The organism is Lutibacter profundi, assembly GCF_001543325.1.
In the GTDB taxonomy this organism is placed as follows: Bacteria; Bacteroidota; Bacteroidia; order Flavobacteriales; family Flavobacteriaceae; genus Lutibacter; species Lutibacter profundi.
This window is the reverse complement of record NZ_CP013355.1, coordinates 2,136,020-2,155,775: the sequence shown is the minus strand read 5'-3', so window position 1 is coordinate 2,155,775 and position 19,756 is coordinate 2,136,020. Positions and strand designations below refer to the sequence as shown.

Annotated in this window: 13 protein-coding genes; 5 read left to right on the top strand and 8 right to left on the bottom strand. The window is 31.0% G+C overall.

The features are described from left to right. Positions 1–8 precede the first annotated feature (8 nt). Positions 9–2,012, bottom strand: a complete 2,004-nt coding sequence (locus Lupro_RS09520) for a fumarate reductase/succinate dehydrogenase flavoprotein subunit (protein ID WP_068209305.1) — start codon at positions 2,010–2,012, stop codon at positions 9–11. Between the two features lie 14 nt (positions 2,013–2,026). Beyond that, the gene (locus Lupro_RS09515) at positions 2,027–2,695 is read right to left on the bottom strand and encodes a succinate dehydrogenase cytochrome b subunit (RefSeq protein WP_068209302.1); all 669 of its coding nucleotides are present in this window, start codon (positions 2,693–2,695) and stop codon (positions 2,027–2,029) included. A 186-nt stretch (positions 2,696–2,881) separates the two neighbouring features. Here Lupro_RS09515 and Lupro_RS09510 point away from each other — a divergent pair, with 186 nt between their 5' ends. The 4 genes from Lupro_RS09510 to Lupro_RS09495 all read left to right on the top strand — a co-directional run bounded on the left by Lupro_RS09510 (position 2,882) and on the right by Lupro_RS09495 (position 9,631). Further along, positions 2,882–3,568, top strand: coding sequence for a succinate dehydrogenase cytochrome b subunit (locus Lupro_RS09510; RefSeq protein WP_068209298.1), 687 nt, complete (start codon positions 2,882–2,884; stop codon positions 3,566–3,568). A gap of 9 nt (positions 3,569–3,577) precedes the next feature. Next, positions 3,578–5,491, top strand: coding sequence for a fumarate reductase/succinate dehydrogenase flavoprotein subunit (locus tag Lupro_RS09505; RefSeq protein WP_068209295.1), 1,914 nt, complete (start codon positions 3,578–3,580; stop codon positions 5,489–5,491). Between the two features lie 8 nt (positions 5,492–5,499). Beyond that, on the top strand, positions 5,500–6,246 hold the full coding sequence (locus Lupro_RS09500; protein WP_068209291.1) for a succinate dehydrogenase/fumarate reductase iron-sulfur subunit: 747 nt from the start codon (positions 5,500–5,502) through the stop codon (positions 6,244–6,246). Between the two features lie 154 nt (positions 6,247–6,400). Continuing rightward, positions 6,401–9,631, top strand: a complete 3,231-nt coding sequence (locus Lupro_RS09495; RefSeq protein ID WP_068209287.1) for a VPS10 domain-containing protein — start codon at positions 6,401–6,403, stop codon at positions 9,629–9,631. Positions 9,632–9,791: 160 nt separating this feature from the next. On the opposite strand, the gene Lupro_RS09490 is transcribed toward Lupro_RS09495, so the two are convergent. The 5 genes from Lupro_RS09490 to Lupro_RS09470 all read right to left on the bottom strand — a co-directional run bounded on the left by Lupro_RS09490 (position 9,792) and on the right by Lupro_RS09470 (position 16,827). Continuing rightward, the gene (locus tag Lupro_RS09490; protein ID WP_068211564.1) at positions 9,792–12,572 is read right to left on the bottom strand and encodes a VPS10 domain-containing protein; all 2,781 of its coding nucleotides are present in this window, start codon (positions 12,570–12,572) and stop codon (positions 9,792–9,794) included. Between the two features lie 82 nt (positions 12,573–12,654). After that, positions 12,655–13,479: a universal stress protein gene (locus tag Lupro_RS09485; protein ID WP_068209285.1), complete on the bottom strand. Its 825-nt coding sequence runs from the start codon at positions 13,477–13,479 to the stop codon at positions 12,655–12,657. A 113-nt stretch (positions 13,480–13,592) separates the two neighbouring features. Then, a complete protein-coding gene (locus Lupro_RS09480) occupies positions 13,593–14,651 on the bottom strand; it encodes a response regulator (protein WP_068209282.1) in 1,059 nt (352 codons plus the stop codon). Next, positions 14,648–15,880, bottom strand: a complete 1,233-nt coding sequence (locus tag Lupro_RS09475; protein ID WP_068209279.1) for a PAS domain-containing sensor histidine kinase — start codon at positions 15,878–15,880, stop codon at positions 14,648–14,650. The genes Lupro_RS09480 and Lupro_RS09475 overlap by 4 nt, the downstream gene beginning before the upstream one ends. A 92-nt stretch (positions 15,881–15,972) precedes the next feature. Next, a complete protein-coding gene (locus tag Lupro_RS09470) occupies positions 15,973–16,827 on the bottom strand; it encodes a ChaN family lipoprotein (RefSeq protein WP_068209276.1) in 855 nt (284 codons plus the stop codon). A gap of 147 nt (positions 16,828–16,974) precedes the next feature. Between Lupro_RS09470 and Lupro_RS09465 the strand changes: the two genes are divergently transcribed. Then, a complete protein-coding gene (locus Lupro_RS09465) occupies positions 16,975–18,267 on the top strand; it encodes an aminopeptidase P family protein (RefSeq protein ID WP_068209273.1) in 1,293 nt (430 codons plus the stop codon). Between the two features lie 69 nt (positions 18,268–18,336). On the opposite strand, the gene Lupro_RS09460 is transcribed toward Lupro_RS09465, so the two are convergent. Continuing rightward, the gene (locus Lupro_RS09460; protein ID WP_068209270.1) at positions 18,337–19,659 is read right to left on the bottom strand and encodes an aspartate kinase; all 1,323 of its coding nucleotides are present in this window, start codon (positions 19,657–19,659) and stop codon (positions 18,337–18,339) included. Positions 19,660–19,756 lie beyond the last annotated feature (97 nt).

Sequence of the window (19,756 nt, the reverse complement as noted above, 5' to 3'; positions counted from 1 at the left end):
ATGTCTTTTTATTTATATGAACGAGTTTTCAACTCAATATCTTTAAATTCTAATTGTTCTTTATGTAAAATAGCTTCACTTGGTTTCCCTGTATATTCCCAAGCTGCAACATACGCATAATTTTTATCGTCACGTTTGGCTTCACCATCTTCAGTTACGTGTTCTTCTCTAAAATGACCTCCACAAGATTCTTCACGCTCTAAAGCATCTTTCGCAAATAATTCACCCAGTTCTAAAAAATCAGCTACTCTTCCCGCTTTTTCAAGTTCTTGATTAAATTCATTTAAACTTCCAGGAACTTTTACATTTTTCCAGAAATCTTCACGAATTTCTTGAATTTCTTGAATTGCTTCTTTTAAATGCTTTTCATTACGTGCCATTCCAACTTTATTCCACATTACCAACCCTAGCTTTTTATGAAAATAATCTACAGAATGTGTTCCTTTATTATTGATGAAAAATTCTAAACGGTCTTTCACTTCTTTCTCTACTTCATCAAATTCTTTAGTATCGGTTGCTATTTTTCCTGTTCGTATATCATCCGACAAATAATCACCTATTGTATAAGGCAACACAAAATAACCATCGGCAAGTCCTTGCATTAAAGCTGAAGCTCCTAGCCTATTTGCGCCATGGTCTGAGAAATTTGCTTCTCCAATACAGTACAACCCAGGAACTGTAGTCATTAAATTATAATCAACCCAAACACCACCCATTGTATAGTGAGTTGCTGGATAAATCATCATAGGCGTTTTGTATGGGTTTTCATCAATAATTTTCTCATACATTTGAAATAAATTCCCATATTTGGCTTCAATAATTCCTTCTCCCAATTCAATTATTTTTTCTTCTGAAGGATTTGATATTCCGTGAATTTTAGCTTGCTCTCTTCCATAACGATGAATAGCTGCTTTAAAATCTAAATATACAGCCTCTCCTGTTGCATTCACTCCGTAACCTGCATCACAACGTTCTTTTGCTGCTCTTGATGCCACATCACGAGGTACCAAATTACCAAATGCTGGGTACCTTCTTTCTAGGTAGTAATCTCTATCTTCTTCTGCTATTTCAGTAGGTTTTAGTTTCCCTTGTTGAATTGCTTTTGCATCTTCAATTTTTGCAGGAACCCAAATTCTACCATCATTACGTAATGATTCTGACATTAACGTAAGTTTAGATTGATAGTCTCCCGATCGTGGGATACATGTAGGATGAATTTGCGTGAAACAAGGATTTGCAAAATAAGCTCCTTTTTTATGAATTTTCCATGCTGCGGTAGCATTTGAACCCATGGCATTGGTAGATAAATAATAAACATTTCCGTAACCACCCGTAGCAATAACAACAGCATGTGCAGAATGACGCTCAATTTTTCCTGATATTAAATCCCGAGCAATAATACCTCTTGCTTTTCCATCTATTTTTACAATGTCTAACATTTCGTGACGGTTAAACATTTCTATTTTTCCACGTGCAATTTGTCTATTCATAGCTGCATACGCACCTAAAAGTAATTGTTGACCTGTTTGCCCTTTTGCGTAAAATGTACGTGATACTAATACACCACCAAATGAACGATTATCTAATAACCCACCATAATCACGAGCAAAAGGAACTCCTTGCGCTACACATTGGTCAATAATATTCCCTGAAACCTCTGCCAAACGATATACATTTGCTTCACGAGAACGATAATCCCCTCCTTTTACCGTATCATAAAATAATCGATAGTTAGAATCTCCATCTCCCATATAATTTTTTGAGGCATTAATTCCTCCTTGGGCAGCAATTGAATGTGCTCTACGTGGAGAATCTTGATAAGCAAATGCTTTTACACTGTATCCTAATTCTGCCAACGTAGCTGCAGCCGATCCTCCGGCTAAACCTGTTCCAATTACAATAATATCTATATTGCGTTTATTAGCTGGGTTTACTAAATTAATTTTATCTTTATATAGTGTCCATTTATCTTTTATTGGACCTTCTGGTACTCTTGAATTTAAAGTCGTCATAATTTTTTATAAGATTAATGGTTTAATTGACTAAAATAATTATAAAGCGCTACAGTAATAAACCCTAAAGGAATAACAATGGCATAAATTTTACCTAAAGTTTTTACACATTTTGTGTATTTATTGTTAAACCCCATAGATTGAAATGCAGATTGGAATCCGTGTAATAAATGCAACGCTAATAACACAAATGCAATTACATAAGCCCCTACTCTCCATGGTTCTGAAAATTTATGCTGTAATTCTACAAAGTATCTTGTAGGGTTTTCTGGCAAAACTTCTATATATTTATGATTGATTTCCGGTATCCAAAAATCAATAAAATGTAATACTAGAAATGCTAAAATAGCCAAGCCACTATATATCATATTTCTTGACATCCAAGTTGCGTTAGCTGCTCCATTATTTTTAACATATTTTACATTTCTTGCCTCTCTGTTTTTTAACTCTAAAACAAAACCCATTACAAAATGAAATACAACTCCAAAAATTAATATTGGTTGCATTACAAACTGTATTAGTGGGTTTGTACCCATAAAATGAGATGCCTCATTAAAAGCATCTTTACTAAATAAGGATGTTAAGTTAACTGATAAGTGAATAAGTAAGAAAATAATAAGGAAAAGTGCTGACAGCGCCATGGCTACTTTCCTTGCTATTGATGAAGATAAAATTCCGCTCATATTTTTTAAGTTTTAAAAAGCCCAAATATAACTATTTGAATTGAGGATTTTAAAAAACCTATAAATATATCTTTGTAATTTAGATTAATTATAAATAATATCGCTCAAAGTAAAATCTGACAAATATCACTATTAAAAACAATATCGTCTTTTACCTTTAATCTCTCAACTCAAAAAAGTAGCCTTATGGCAATAAAAAAAGGACTATTCAAAACGTCGGTTGGTCGCAAAAACCTAATGGCTGTAACCGGACTATTTATCATCTTTTTCCTTATAATTCACCTTGTAGGAAATCTTATACTCATAATACCTAATTCATTTTTCCCAATTGAATTTTGGGGAGGTGTTGCTAATACGCATGACATGTATAATGCCTATTCACACTTTTTAGTGCATTTTTGGCCAGTAACATTAGTTGCATGGGTTTTATATGTAGCAATTATTACACATATAATTGATGCTACCTTAATCACTATTAATAATTGGAGAAGCAGAGGAGACAAATACATAGTCACAGATAACTCTACAAGTACTTGGTATTCTAGAAATATGGGTATTTTAGGGACAATAATAGGTGTGTTTTTAGTTATTCATATGGCTCAATTTTGGTTGCAATACAAAGTTTTAAAAGTAGAGCATGATTTATATGAATTAGTTATTGTCACTCTTAAAACTTGGTGGTTTGTACTCATCTATGAGATAGGAATTATAGCATTGGGTTTTCACTTAGTTCACGGTATTGAAAGTGCACATCGTTCTTTAGGAATATATCCTAAAAAATTAATGAATGTTATCAAATATGTAGCACTGTGTTTTAGTTTAGTTATGGCAATATTATATGCTATCATTCCAATCATTATTTACTTCAAATAAAATATAATTATGGCTCTTAATGCAAAAATTCCTGAAGGTCCTTTAAAAGATAAATGGCAAAATTACCTTGCTAAAACACATATTGTAAACCCGGCAAATCGTAAAAAATTAGATATCATTGTAGTCGGTGGAGGTTTGTCTGGAGGCGGAGCTGCCGCTTCATTAGCAGAATTAGGATACAACGTAAAGGTATTCTTTTTCCAAGATTCAGCTAGGCGCTCACATTCTGTTGCAGCTCAAGGAGGTGTAAACGCGGCAAAAAATTATAAAAATGATGGTGATAATGTATATAGAATGTTTTACGACACCATTAAAGGCGGTGATTTTAGATCACGTGAAGCCAATGTTTATAGAATGGCTGAAGTTTCTGCAAATTTAATTGACCATATGGTTGCCCAAGGTGTTCCGTTTGGGCGTGAGTATAGCGGATACTTAAGCAATCGTTCTTTTGGTGGTGTACAAGTTTCTCGTACTTTCTATGCCCGTGGTCAAACTGGTCAACAACTATTGATGGCTACCTACCAAGCTATGATGAAACAGGTTAAAATTGGAAAACTACAACAGTATAAACGTCATGAAATTTTAGACCTTGTTGTTATTGATGGGAAGGCAAGAGGTATTATTGCTCGTAATTTAGATACAGGAGAAATTGAACGTTATGCAGCCCACGCTATTGTTTTTGGAACGGGTGGCTTTGGTAAAATATTCTATTTGTCCACTTTAGCGATGAACTCTAACGGATCTGCAAACTGGCGTGCTCATAAAAAAGGAGCCTACTTTGCAAACCCTTCTTGGACACAAATTCATCCTACAGCTTTGCCTCAATCTGGAGAACATCAATCTAAATTAACGTTAATGTCAGAATCTCTCAGAAATGATGGCCGTATCTGGGTACCTAAAAATAAAGATGACAACAGAAAGCCTGGAGATATTCCTGAAGAAGATAGAGATTACTACCTAGAAAGAAGATACCCAGCATTTGGTAATTTGGTTCCTAGAGATGTTGCCTCAAGAGCCGCTAAAGAAAGAATGGATGCTGGCCATGGTGTTGGCCCTTTAAAAAATGCTGTATATCTTGATTTTAAAACTGCCATTGAAAAATTAGGTAAGGAGACCATTAAAGAAAGGTATGGAAACCTTTTTACAATGTATGAGAAAATTACTGCTATAAACGCTTATAATGAACCTATGAAAATATCACCTGCCGCTCATTTCTCTATGGGAGGTTTATGGGTTGATTATGAACTTCAAACTACAATTCCCGGGTTATTTGCTGTAGGTGAAGCAAATTTTGCTGATCACGGAGCAAATCGTTTAGGTGCAAATTCTCTTTTACAAGCGTCTGTTGACGGTAATTTTATTTTGCCTAATACCATTTCTAATTATTTAGCTAATGAAATTAGAACTGGAAAAATTTCAACAGACACACCTGAATTTGAAGAGGCTGAAAAAGGGGTAAAAGAACAAGTTAAGAAATTATTGAATATCAAAGGAACCATGCCTGTTGACCAAATTCATAGACGATTGGGTAAAATTATGTTTAAAGAAGTAGCTATGTCACGAAATGAAAAAGGTTTAATTTGGGCTATTGACGAAATAAAAAAACTACGTAAAGAATTTTGGGAAAATGCTGCAATACCCGGTAATGAAAATGGTCCGAATTCTGAATTAGAAAAAGCTGGTCGTTTGGCTGATTATTTAGAGATAGCTGAATTAATGGCAGTAGATGCTCTAGAAAGAAAAGAAAGTTGTGGAGCTCATTTTAGAGAAGATTTTCAAACTCCGGAAGGTGAAGCTATGCGTGATGATGAAAATTATATGTTTTCTTCTGCTTGGGAATGGCAAGAAGGAGAAAAATGGAAGCTGCATAAAGAACCATTAGAATTTACAGAAGTTACACCAACAGTACGGTCATATAAATAAAAAAGATTATGAAACTGACACTTAAAATATGGCGTCAAGAAAATGCCAAAACCAAAGGAAAATTAGTAACCTACAAATTATCAGATTTAAGTTCTGATATGTCTTTTTTAGAAATGTTAGACGTACTCAATGAGCAACTAGCTGTTAAAGGAGAGCCTGCTGTAGAATTTGACCATGATTGTAGAGAAGGAATTTGTGGGCAATGTTCATTAGTAATTAATGGACAGGCACATGGTCCTGAATCTCATTATACAACTTGCCAAACACATTTGCGTTCTTTCAAAGATGGTGACACCTTAATTATTGAGCCTTTTAGAGCTAATTCTTTTCCTGTTATTAGAGATTTAAAAGTTGATAGAAGCTCTATGGATAAAATTATTCAAGCTGGTGGGTATATTTCATCTTTTACTGGTATGGCTCCTGAAGCAAATGCGATTCCAATTCACCATGATATTGCCGAAAGCGCATTTGATAGTGCTGCTTGCATAGGGTGTGGAGCTTGTGTGGCAACATGTAAAAATTCTTCTGCTGCATTATTTGTGTCAGCTAAAGTAGCTCATCTAGCCAAACTGCCTCAAGGTAAAATAGAACGTAGCGAACGTGTTTTGTGGATGGTGAATGCTCATGATGAAGAAGGTTTTGGTAGTTGTACAAACACCGGAGCTTGTGCCATGGTTTGTCCACAAGAAGTTCAATTACTAGATATTGCTAGAATGAATTATGAATACAATAGAGCTAAATGTATTAGCAAATAGTATTCTTTAAAATTAATTTGATTACAAAACAGTCATCAATTGATGGCTGTTTTGTTTTTACTTAATCATATCCATTTTATAATAACTTTAACATTTCTTTGCTTTGCATTTTTTTATATTTAGAAATTGAATTAAAATCAACAAAACCAAACAAATGAAAAATTTAACTTTACTTATTCTTTTTATTTCATTAACTACATTTTCTCAACAATTTGATATAAATAAATTTAAAGATATTAAAACTAGATCCATTGGTCCAGCTGGTATGAGCGGTAGAATTACAGCTATTGATGTGGTTACTGAAAGTCCTAATATTATTTATGTGGGCTCTGCCTCAGGTGGATTGTGGAAATCTGAAAGTGGTGGTATTAACTGGAAACCTATTTTTGATAAATACGGCCCAATGTCTATAGGTTCAATTGCAATTCAACAAAGTAACCCCGATGTTATTTGGATTGGAACTGGAGAAGGAAATCCAAGAAATAGCCTAACTGGTGGATATGGTTTGTACAAAAGTTTAGACGCAGGTAAAACTTGGAAATTAATGGGCTTAGAAAAAACACGAAATATTCATAAAATAATAATTGATAAGGATAATCCCAATACTGTTTATGTTGGAGCTATAGGTTCTCCTTGGGGAGAGCACCCCGAACGTGGTGTTTTTAAAACAACTGACGGTGGTAAAACTTGGACAAAATCGTTGTTTGTTAATAATAAAACTGGTTGTGCTGATTTGGTAGTAGACCCTAACAATCCCAATAAACTAATTGCTGCAATGTGGGAACACCAGCGTAAACCTTGGACTTTTAAATCTGGAGGTGAAGGTTCTGGTCTATACATAACTTATGATCGTGGCGAAAACTGGAAAAAATTAACAAGTAAAGATGGTTTACCTGAAGGAAATTTAGGTAGAATTGGTGTTGCAATTGCTCCAAGTAATACCAAAATTATTTATGCCTTAGTTGAAGCTAAAAAAAATGCACTATACAAATCTGAAGATGGTGGTTTTAAATGGAAAAAAATAAATGATAAATCTAGTGGAAGAGGCTCTGGAGGAATTGGAAACAGGCCTTTTTACTATTCTGATATTTTTGTTGACCCTATTAATGAAAACAGAATTTATTCTGTTTTTACTTATGTGAATGTTAGTGAAGACGGTGGTAAATCATTCAAACAATTAATGCCAGCTTACGGCACTTCAAAAGGTGTACATCCCGATCATCATGCTTGGTGGATACACCCAACAAACCCAAGTTTTATGATAGATGGAAATGATGGTGGTTTAAATATTACCCATGATAGAGGTAAAAATTGGCGTTTTATTGAAAATTTACCTATTGGTCAATTTTATCATGTTAGTGTTGATAATGATTTCCCTTACAATGTGTATGGAGGTATGCAAGATAATGGATCTTGGGTTGGCCCTGCTTATGTTTTAAAAGATCAAGGTATTCGAAATTCATATTGGCAAGAAATATTATTTGGAGATGGATTTGATGTAGTTCCTGACCCAGAAAATTCGAGATATGGATATGGAATGTCTCAACAAGGTTACGTTGCTAGATATGACAGAAAAACAGGTTACACCAAAGGAATTAGACCTACACATCCAAATCCAGATGTAAAACTTCGTTTTAATTGGAATGCGGCAATTGCAATAAATCCTTTTGATAAAAAAACACTTTATTTTGGCAGTCAATTTGTACATAAATCAACCGATAAAGGTTACACTTGGGAAATAATTTCTCCAGATTTAACCACGAATAATAAAGAGTTCCAAAAACAATTTGATAGTGGCGGATTAACAATGGATGCTACAGGGGCTGAAAATCATTGTACTATTTTGGCTATTGAACCAAGTATTTTAGATGAAAATCTTATTTGGGTGGGTACTGATGATGGAAATGTTCAACTCACAAAAAATGGAGGTAAAACTTGGGAAAATGTAACCAATAACATTAAAGGTTTACCTAAAGGAAGTTGGGTTCCTCAAATTAGAGCTTCAAAATTTAATAAAGGAGAGGCTTATGTAATTGTAAATAATTACAGACTATTTGATTTTAAACCTTATTTATTTAAGACAACCGACTTTGGTAAAACATGGGAAAACATACTGAAAGAAAAACCTGAAACATTTGGATATACACTTGCAATTTCACAAGATATTGAAGAAGAAAATTTATTATTTTTAGGTACTGAATATGGCTTATACATAAGCATTGATGAGGGTAAAACTTGGACAAAATGGACTAATAACTTCCCTGAAGTTTCAACAATGGATTTGGCAATTCAACCACGCGAACAAGATTTAGTAATTGGAACTTTTGGAAGGGCTATCTATATTTTAGATGATATTAGACCTTTTAGAGCAATGGCAAAAGAAGGTAAATCTATAATTGACAAGACATTACATGTATTCACTCCACCTACCGCTTTTATAACACAAAATCAGCAACCTTCTGGCACACGTTTTGGCGCAAATGCAATTTTTAATGGAGATAATAGACCTAAAGGAGCTATGATAACCTATGTTTTGAACAAACCAGAAATTAAAAAAAATTCAACAAAAAAGAAAAAGAGTTCAAAAACAACAGAAGTGAAATTAGAAAAACCATCTGTAAAATTTGATTCTATTTTCTTTGAAGTTTATAATGCTAAAAATAAACTTATACGAAGTATTAAAATGAAAGCTCCTAAGAAAAATGGCTTACACAGAATATATTGGGGATTAAAAGAAAAGGGGGAAAGGATGCCTTCAAGAGAAAAAGTTAAAAAGAATGCTCCTGAACCACGTGGAATAACCGTTTTACCAGGCACTTACACTATAAAACTTCATGCAGGGAATGAAACTGTTAGTGAAACAGTTAATGTGAAGTACGACCCTAGAGTGAAAATAACTTCTGAAGTTCTAAATGCCAAATATAATTTATTAAAACAATTAGAGAACAAAATTGGTATTGCCAGTGTAGCTACGCAACGTTTATTAACATCAAAAGAAATTGTTGAAGATTACAAAAAGCGAATTAAAACTCAAGATAAAATTAAAAATAAAAAAGAACTTTTAAAATCTCAAGATGAGATTCTAAAAAAAATAGATAATCTTTTAGATGATATGTTAGGAAAAAAAGATGAACGACAAGGTATTACCGCTACTGAATTCCCAAGTACAATATCTTATTTGTTTTTAGCAAGAAGATACGTTAGCTCATTACTTCAAAAACCTGGAAAAACTGAAATTACTTTAGTTAAAAATGCAGATGCTAAAGTAAGTGTTGTTATTTCTAAAATAAATAAATTTTATAAAACTAACTGGGCTGCTTATAAAAAAATGATTAAAGAATTAAACCTGTCTCCTTTTAAAGAGTTGGAAGACCTCAAGTATTAACTTAAAAGAGGCTGTCTAAAAAGTGTTATTCTGAATGTAAATGAAGAATCTCCTTGAAATTAAACACTTATATATCAAGATGTTGAGATTTTTCACTTTGTTCAAAATGACAAGTATAATTGCTTTTCAGACAGCCTCGTTTAATACAAAACACTAAATTTTATTGAACTTCAAATTTTTGACTTGTACTAGTTGAACCTTTATGAATTTTTAAAATATAGCTTCCTTTTGGTAAATAGTACTTTTTATTTTTAGCTTTTTTTATTGAAATTTTATTTTTCATAAAATAAGATTTCCCTTTATCTTCAGAAAAAGTAACATCATAATTTACATAATTAAACCCTCTGCTTGCCTTTACTGAAAATTTTTGAAGTTTATGCTTATCTTCTGATAAAATCTCAACCGCGTATGTTCCTCCATTTGTTACATAAAAAGGAATGGTGATTTTTGGAACAGTTGGTTCTAACCATTGATTCCAAGCACTTCCCCAATTTGAAGAGTACTCAATTTTAGGAATTTCAAAAACTACAATATCATTATTTTTAATTTTATTATATTTTTGTAAAGCAGTAATATCTGCTTTATAGATAGATCTTCCATGCGTTCCAATTACTAAGTCTTTAGCCTTCTTTTGAATTGCCAAATCATGAACTGGTACAATTGGCAATCCTTTAGTAAACTGTTGCCAGTTTTCTCCCTTGTTAAACGTTACAAAAACACCTTCGTCTGTTCCCAAATACAATATATTTTCATCTGTTGAATCTTCTCTAACTACATTGATAGGCGAATTAGGTAAATTACTTTGGATATTTTTCCACGTTTTTCCATAATCTTCACTTACAAAAACATACGGTTTAAAATCATCATTTCTATATCCATTTAACGTTACATAAACTCTGTTTTTGTTATACTGCGAAGCAATCACACGTGAAACCCATAAGTTTTGTGGTAAATTATTAGAAATATTTGTCCAGTTAACACCTCCGTCTTTTGTTACATTGACATAACCATCGTCACTACCAACATAAATTAATCCAAATTGAAGTGGACTTTCAGAAATGGCAGTAAGTGTTCCATAGGGTACATTTCCTTTTTTTCCTCCCGTGGTTAAATCGGGGGAAATTACTTGAAAAGTTTCTCCTTTATCCATAGAGCGCAATAATTTATTTGCCCCCATATAGAAAATATCTTGGTTGTGAGGTGATAATAAAATAGGTGTTTGCCAATTATAACGATAAGGTGTGTCTCCTAATTCGTGTTTAGGGTGAATATTGATTCGTTTATTTGTTTTTAAATTTTTACGGTAGTAATATCCAAATTGTGATCCTGAATAAATAGTTTCATTATCTCTATTATCTATTTGAACCTGCATTCCATCTCCTCCTCCAATCATTTTATAAGGGTAATCGCCTGTACTTTCCCAACGTTTTGAATCTTTATAATCACTTGGACCAAACCAAACCCCATTATCTTGTAAACCCCCATATACATTGTAAGGCTTTTTATAATCAACGTTTACAGCGTAGAATTGCCCAACCGAAGGAGCATTATTTTTAATCCAGTTTTCACCGTCATCATAACTAATGTTAATACCGCCATCATTTCCGTTAATTATATGACCTTTTAAGTTTGAATCTATCCAAATTGCATGATGATCTGCGTGAACATTTTCTTTGTTTAAAGATCTAAATGTTTTTCCTCCATCATCAGATTTTAATAAAGGAACACCTGCTATGTAAACTTTATTTTTATTTATTGTGTTTACAGCAATTGTTCCAAAATAATAGCCATACGAGCTATAAACATCATCTAAATAATTTTTATGTGTTTTGTTCCACGTTTTACCTCCATCTTCTGATTTATACAATTCAGCTCCTATTACTTTTGAATTTAGTAAAACATAGTTGGCGTCTTCTAAATAAGTAGCTAAATCAATAGGTTTAAATTCATTTTTTTTGATAGTTTCTTTGATGTTTTTTGCAGTATATTTTTTATTAAAATCATTACTCTTTAAATATTTATTTAATTTTTTGTCATCTAATTTCAAAAAATTTTCTTTAGTCATTTTTTTGAAATCATCTTTTACCAAACCTTCTTCTTTTTTCTTTTTTTCAGCAGAACGCAAATTTTGATTATCTAACAAAGCATATAAAACTTCATCGTTATAAACTGCTAATCCAATTCTACCAACTCCTTCACCTATAGGAAATCCGCTTCCTTTGTTAGAAATTTTCTCCCAAGTATTTCCAAAGTCAGCACTTTTATAAATGGCTGAATTTTCACCACTTCCTTTAAAGTTCCATGCCTTTCTTTCTCGTTCCCAAGATGCTGCATATAAAATAGCTGGATTTGTTGGAGAAACATTTATATCAATTACTCCCGTATTTTCATTAATAAATAATACATTTTGCCAAGTTTTACCTCCATCCATAGTTTTAAAAATACCACGTTCTTTATTTGAGGTGTATAAATGTCCAATTACTCCAACTATTACTTCATTTGGATTGTTTTTATTAATAATAATTTTACCAATATGCTGAGAATCTTTAAGCCCAACATTTTGCCAAGTTTTTCCTTTATCGTTGCTTTTTAAAACCCCAATACCCGCATAAGATGAACGAGAAGAGTTACTTTCTCCTGTACCAATCCAAATAGTTTCTTTTATCCAATCTACAGCAATGGCTCCCATATTTTGAGTTGGAGCATTATTGGTTACACAAGTAAATGTTGTTCCGTTATTGTTGGTGTACCATAAACCTCCTGAAGCATACGCTGCATAAAACTCAGTAGTATTAGTAGGGTTTACATCAACAGCAACAATTCTACCACTCATTATTGATGGGCCTATATTTGTAAAAGGTATATTGTTAATAATAGTTGTTTGCGAAATTATTTCTGCTGAAAGAAATAAAAAGCCAAAAATTAGGACTAGTTTTTTCATTATAAAAAAGTTAATTAAATATTTATTTTGCATAAATATACAACTATTTCAAACTTTATAATGAGATTATATAATGGTGTAATTAATGAAGAATTAAGAATGGTATTTTAGAATAATAACTTATAGTTGTTACTTTAGGTCTGAACAATATTTGTTCAAACAAATTTAAGTTTTTTGCCGCCATAATTATTAAATCTATCTTCATTTTATTGATGAATTTTTCGATAGATACTTCAAAATTTTGGTTCACCTCAACATGAAAACCATGTGGTTGATTTTTAAAATAATCATGTAACGTTTCTTTATTCCACTGTTGTTCTTTATTAAGAGTAACTTCTTTTTTTGAAAGAAATAAAAAACGTATTAACGCTTCAGAATAATTTGAAAGATTTGTTAAATTTTTTAGTAATTTTGCCTCATAAAAATTTGTGAAATCAGTTGGAAAAGCAATTTCTTTTAGCCCTTTAAAACGCGCCTCCATAGGCACTACCAAAACAGAGCATTTTACTTTAGTTATTATATCTTCTGAAATAGAATTTGCCTGTTTTTTTTCATTAGGGCACAAACCATTGGTACCAATTACAATTAAATCTATTTTCTTTTCTTTTACATAAAACCGAGTAGCTTCTAAAATATTTTTTTCAGATTCTATTGGAGTGAATGTATGTTTTCCTTTTAATTGTGTATTTTCAATTTTATCTATTAATATATCAAATTGATTTTTTAAATCTTTTGATTTTTTGTTGTTTAGAAATTGGGGGCTTGCTTTTTCAAAGTTACTTTCATGAATATTCTGGGCGTGCAACATATAAAATTTACAATTTCCCGCATGAAATAGAGAAAGTGCATATAATATAGAGTTCCAAGATTTTTTTGAAAAGTCTGTTAAGATTAATATATTTTTCATTTACTTTTTAAAACAACCACAAAATTAACAATAGCTGTTCTCATAAAGAATGACATTAATCAGTAATTATATTACAAATAAATTAAATAACTGGGTTAAAGTTTATTATAACACTAATAAATAGCCTCTAATAGGTCTATATTAATAATTCTAATATTTCTCCCTTCAATTTCAATAATTCCTTCCTTCTTTAAATCGGTAAGAGTTCTAATTAAACTTTCTGTAGCTATACCCGCTACGCTTGCTAAATCTCTGCGAGAGATATTAATATCACTTGATGACTTATAGCTCATTTTTTGTGCAAACTTTAATATAGTTTGAGCTGTTTTTCTTCTCATAGAGCCATACGCCATTTGTAATAACTGTTCTTTAATCTCAGATAAATTTTCATTAATTAGTTGAAATATTTCTAAATAAAGATTGTAATTGTTTTTTATTATTTTTTGTAGCGTACGTTTATCTACAACAACAATTTCTGAATTTTCCATTGCCATTGTTGATTCATAATTTTGAGAATTGTCTATAATAGCTGAAAAACCAAAAAAATCATCACCTTTATAAATGGTTGTAATAAGTTCTTTTCCAAATTCATCAATTTTAAAACTTTTTACTTTTCCCTTATAAATAAGGTAAATATTTTTCGCATATTTATTTTCCTCATATATCAGTTCTCTCTTTTTGTAAATTTTTGTTACTCCAAAATCACAAAAATAATTTTTAAGATCATTAATATTCTCAATTTCAGTTGGAAAAATTTCAACTTGATTTGGTGTATTAGACTTTATATCTTCTTCATTTAAAAGTGCAGCTTTAGCTAATCTACTCTCAATAGCACTTAGTAAAAGGTCTATATTCATAGGTTTTGTAAGGTAATCATCTGCGCCTAAATCCATTCCTTTTCTTACATCTTTTACTTCAGTTTTTGCAGACATAAAAATAAATGGAATTCGTTTGGTTTTATTATCTTCAGAAAGTGATTTTAACACATCATAACCATCCATTTCTGGCATCATAATATCGCATATTACAAGGTCTGGCACAACTAATTTTGCTTGTTCTACACCTTTTTTACCATCAGCTGCAGTAACAACTTTATAATTTTCCAACTCTAATATTTCAGCCGTTGTTTCTCTCAATACGGTGTCATCTTCTATAAGTAATATTGTTTTCATTTTTCTTCAATTAATGGCAAATTAATAATAAATGTTGTCCCTTTATTTTCAACACTTAAAAAACTTATTGTGCCTCCTAAACTTTCTAAATGACCTTTAACTATATTAAGCCCAATACCTGTTCCCTCATTAGTTAAAGCATTTTCTGCTCTAAAATAGCGTTTAAAAATATACTTTTGGTCTTTGAAGGGTATCCCAATACCTTGGTCTTTTATTTCAAATATTAGTCCTTTAGATTCAATTCTAATTTTAAAATCAATCTCTGTATTTTCTGGAGAATATTTAATGGCATTTCTCAATAGGTTTGATAATATTAATTCTAATATTTTTTCATCTTGATAAACGTCTAAATTATCAATATTCGATGGGTAATTTATACGCTGACCACTTTTGAGCATTAAATTGGCATTATAAACCACTTCATTCACTACTTTACTTAACTTAAAATAACCAAATTTATACTTTACCTTACCTGATTCTAGCCTTTCTACAGATAAAAAATCATTTAAAATTCCATCTAAATAATGAACTTTATTTTTAATAGTAAGCAAATGCTTTTCTCTTTTATGCTGCATTTCAGATTGTTTATACCTCCCTGTTAACAATGCCGCATTTAAAATTCCACTTAAAGGTGTTTTAAATTCATGAGAAACCAATGATAAAAATTTGGTTTTTAATTCATTAAGTTCTTTTTCTTTTTTTAGTGCTCTTATTAATTTTGATTCTGCTTTTATTCGTTTTTCAATTTCATCCTTTAAATTAATAACAGTATTATTTAGTTCAATTGTTCTAACTGATATTTTCTCTTTTAACAAATCATTTAACTCAATAATTTTCTTTTCTGATTCTTTACGAATTGTAATATCTATTAGTATTGACATTACATATTTTTTATTATTTATTTTAAATGGATTTAGGCCAACTTCAACAGGAAATTCATGCCCTTTTTTGTGTACCCCAAATAAGCTTCTGTTTTGCCCCATTTTTCTTGCCGAAGATTGCTTGTAAAATGTTTTATAATATTCACCATGAGCAGCGTGGTGATTAGAAGGTATCAATCTATTTAAGTGTTTATTTAGCAGTTCACCTTTTACATAACCAAACATCTGTTCTGCAGCTGTATTTGTTGCAACAATTGTTTGATTTTCATCAACTACTACTACACCTTCAGATACAGCTTCGAATAGAACATTAAAAACAGATTCGTTTTCATGAAAGAGATTAGCCAAACAATATTTTTTTAATTAATAGTAAGTTCGAATTTAATAAATAATTAACATTTAAGAGTGTTTTAGGTAAAAAACTATTTTAAAATTATTTATTAATAAGTTTTAGTCATTGTTGAAGGAACAACAATAATGAAATCTGCTTTTAATTTATTTTCATTATCTAACTTTTTAACATTCTCTTGTTCAACAACACTTACCGTAATAATTTTTAAATGTTTATTTTGTAATTTTAAATACCAATTAATACCTTCATAATCATCAGAGTGATACGAGCCATTATAATGTAAAAATAATTTGTTATCCTTTTTGTTTTTAAGAATAAAATAGGCCATTGTTGCATCTTTTAAAGCTTGCGCTTTCGGAGAGTTTTCAGTAGCATGATTTCCTAACATTTCTTTAAATTTTACATAGCCAGGTAATGTTGAATCATATTTAATAGGCAAAGGAGCAATCCATAATTTTTCACTATCAGTAATACTATCTAGCACTTCAAATCCGTTTATATACACCTTTCTTGCATATCTACGCGGTGTATTTGTTGCTATAAAGGCTAGTTTATTTTCTTTCGCAAAATCAACCAATGGTTTATAGTCTGTTTTATAATTTCTCCATAGCCTTGCCATTGTATCTAATCCTTTTTGATTAATACTATCTATTAGGTAATCATTTAAAGCTATTTGATTATCTGCTTCAAACATTTCAGCACCTAGTGTAAGTTTCCTTGTTTTGCTTAAATCTACCGTTGCTTCTAATTGCAACCAGTGTACAATTGGGTTATCATGGTATTCTCCAAATAAAACAATATCTGCTTTCTCCATTTTTTTTATCATACTTTTATAAGAAATTTTATTTCCTTTTGCATTGTATAATTTGTATGCTGGCTTATTTTGTGAGAACATTAACTTTGAAAAAGAGACTAAAAGTAGAAATACAATTAACTTACGCATAAATAATATTGTTTTTATATTTTGATTTGAGGCAAATTTATAACTTTGTTGTTAATTATTTACTATGAAATTTGAATAATGAAATTTGTGATAAAAAAAATCCTATCATCTTATTTCAAGATACGTTCTTTTTAAAAATTTAAACACATGAAATACAATCCTATTAACAATCAACTTTTTATAAAAAACAGAGCAAAATTCACTGCTCAAATGAAGTCAAAATCAATTGCTGTTTTTAATTCAAACGATATTTTTACAACTGGAGCTGATAGCACACTTCCATTTGAACAACACCGTGATATTTTTTACTTAAGCGGAGCTGACCAAGAAGAGAGTATATTATTACTTTTTCCTGATGCAATTGACCCCAAACATAGAGAAATTTTATTTTTAACCGAAACCAATGAACATATTGCTATTTGGTACGGAGCCAAATATTCTAAAGAAGAAGCTGCTAAAGTGTCTGGAATTAAAACTATTTATTGGCTTTCAGAATTTGATAAAGTTTTTTATGATTTAATGACCGAAGCAGATACCATTTATTTTAACACCAATGAACATTATCGCCAAGCTGAAGAGTTGGAATCACGTGAAGACAGATTTATTAAAATGTGCAAAACTAAATACCCTGCGCATAAATGGGAAAAAAGCAATCAAATATTACAACAACTTAGAGGTGTTAAAGAACCTGAAGAAATTGAAATAATACAACACGCTTGTGATATTACAAATAAAGGATTTAGAAGAATTCTACCTTTTGTAAAACCCGGAATTATGGAATTTGAAATTGAAGCTGAATTTATGCATGAGTTTCTAAAAAATCGCTCTGATGGTTTTGCATACACTCCTATCATTGCTTCAGGTTACAGCGCTTGTATTTTACATTATATTGAAAATAACAAAGCGTGTAAAGATGGAGATATGTTGTTACTTGATGTAGGAGCAAAATACGCAAATTATTCAAGTGACATGACACGTACAATACCAGTAAATGGTCGTTTTTCTGATAGGCAAAAAGCAGTTTATAATGCTGTTTTAAGAGTTAAAAAAGCAGCCACTAAAATGCTTACTCCTGGCGTTTTATGGGCCGACTATCAAAAGGAAGTTGGAAAATTGATGTCTGCTGAATTGTTAGGCTTGGGATTAATTGATAAAGTTGACATTCAAAATGAAGACCCTAATTGGCCTGCTTATAAAAAATACTTTATGCACGGGACTTCTCATCATATGGGATTAGACACACATGATTACGGTCAACTTAAATTACCTATGAAAGCAAACATGGTATTTACTGTTGAACCTGGAATTTATATTCCTGAGGAAAATATGGGAATTAGAATAGAAGATGATGTTGTAGTTCAAAAAACTGGAGAACCAATTAACTTAATGCAAAATATTCCAATTGAAATTGAAGAAATTGAAGATTTGATGAACTCTTAAATTATAAACAAAAACTCGAAGTTTACACTTCGAGTTTTCTATTAACCAAATAATTTAATTCATAGTAATTTAAGCAATTTCGTAATCGAAAATATATGTGTTTAAGAGTTTTAAAGCTTGTATTTTATCATTTGTAGCTACCAAAAGTGAAATATTATTATTACTTCCTCCATAAGAAATCATCCTAATAGAAATATCTTGTAATAACCTAAATAACCTATGTGTTTCATGATGCCTCACCACTAAATGTCCAACCAAACAAATAATACTCTGGTTATTATCAACCTCAACTATTGAAAATTTTTCCAATTCTTCAACAATTAAATTTAAGTTTTTTTCATCATCAATAGTTAAAGAAACTGCTATTTCTGATGTTGTAATCATATCTATTGACGTTTCGTATTTCTCAAAAATTTCAAATACCTTTTTTAAAAAACCATGAGCTAACAACATACGTGCCGATTTAATTTTAATAGCTGTTATGTTATCTTTTGCTGCAATAGCTTTAATACCCTCTCCCTTAAAGTCCTTTGAAATTAAAGTTCCATAAGATTCTGGATTCATCGTATTTTTTAAACGAACTGGAATATTCGCTTTCCGCACCGGCATTACCGTTTGCGGATGTAGTATTTTAGCTCCAAAATACGCCAACTCAGCAGCCTCATCAAACGATAAATTTGAAATGGCATGTGTATTTTCAACAAATCTTGGGTCGTTATTATGCATCCCATCAATATCTGTCCAAATTTGAACTTCCTCAGCCCCAATTGCCGCTCCTATTATTGTGGCTGTATAATCACTTCCTCCTCGCTGTAAATTGGCTATTTTACCATAACCATCCAAGCAAATAAAGCCTTGTGTTATATAAATATCAACGGGTAATGTTTCTTTAATTACGCGTTGTAAACTTTGTTGAATATAAAATTCATCTGGGTCTTTTGCCTTGTCAATCCTCATAAAATCTAGCGCAGGCAATAACCTTGCATTTACACCTTCTTGAGTTAAATATTTTGTAAAAATATACGTTGAAAGCAATTCTCCTTGTGAAACAATTTTGTTGTATAATGCTTCGGAATATTTTTTAGAAGTGCATTCTTTTAAAAATTTAAAAATTATTTTAATATAATTTGTAGTGTCTTTCTTTAAATCAGCCTCAACTATTAATTCGTCTAAAACTTGCACGTATTTTGCATATAACTTGTCAATATTTTGAGTTGCTTCTAAAATATTTCCATCTTTTATTTGCTCAGAAATTTCAACTAACGTATTTGTAGTACCTGACATTGCAGAAAGCACAATAATTTTACTACCCTCATTCGAGATTATTTTTTTTACTCTCTTTATGTTTTCTGAAGAACCAACCGATGTTCCTCCAAATTTTAAAACTTTCATTATGTCTTTTAAATGTGTAAATTTAGAATCATTTTTCAACTTAATGTTATTATTTGAAAATTATAAACTAATTTTGCACTAACTGTTAACTATTTAA

Bases quoted from the DNA above. Each gene is read 5' to 3' on its own strand.
- Lupro_RS09505 (WP_068209295.1), top strand. From the start codon at position 3,578: ATGGCTCTTAATGCAAAAATTCCTGAAGGTCCTTTAAAAGATAAATGG.
- Lupro_RS09500 (WP_068209291.1), top strand. From the start codon at position 5,500: ATGAAACTGACACTTAAAATATGGCGTCAAGAAAATGCCAAAACCAAA.
- Lupro_RS09515 (WP_068209302.1), bottom strand. From the start codon at position 2,695: ATGAGCGGAATTTTATCTTCATCAATAGCAAGGAAAGTAGCCATGGCG.
- Lupro_RS09470 (WP_068209276.1), bottom strand. From the start codon at position 16,827: ATGCGTAAGTTAATTGTATTTCTACTTTTAGTCTCTTTTTCAAAGTTA.
- Lupro_RS09485 (WP_068209285.1), bottom strand. From the start codon at position 13,479: ATGAAAAATATATTAATCTTAACAGACTTTTCAAAAAAATCTTGGAAC.
- Lupro_RS09510 (WP_068209298.1), top strand. From the start codon at position 2,882: ATGGCAATAAAAAAAGGACTATTCAAAACGTCGGTTGGTCGCAAAAAC.
- Lupro_RS09465 (WP_068209273.1), top strand. From the start codon at position 16,975: ATGAAATACAATCCTATTAACAATCAACTTTTTATAAAAAACAGAGCA.
- Lupro_RS09520 (WP_068209305.1), bottom strand. From the start codon at position 2,012: ATGACGACTTTAAATTCAAGAGTACCAGAAGGTCCAATAAAAGATAAA.
- Lupro_RS09490 (WP_068211564.1), bottom strand. From the start codon at position 12,572: ATGAAAAAACTAGTCCTAATTTTTGGCTTTTTATTTCTTTCAGCAGAA.
- Lupro_RS09460 (WP_068209270.1), bottom strand. From the start codon at position 19,659: ATGAAAGTTTTAAAATTTGGAGGAACATCGGTTGGTTCTTCAGAAAAC.
- Lupro_RS09480 (WP_068209282.1), bottom strand. From the start codon at position 14,651: ATGAAAACAATATTACTTATAGAAGATGACACCGTATTGAGAGAAACA.
- Lupro_RS09495 (WP_068209287.1), top strand. From the start codon at position 6,401: ATGAAAAATTTAACTTTACTTATTCTTTTTATTTCATTAACTACATTT.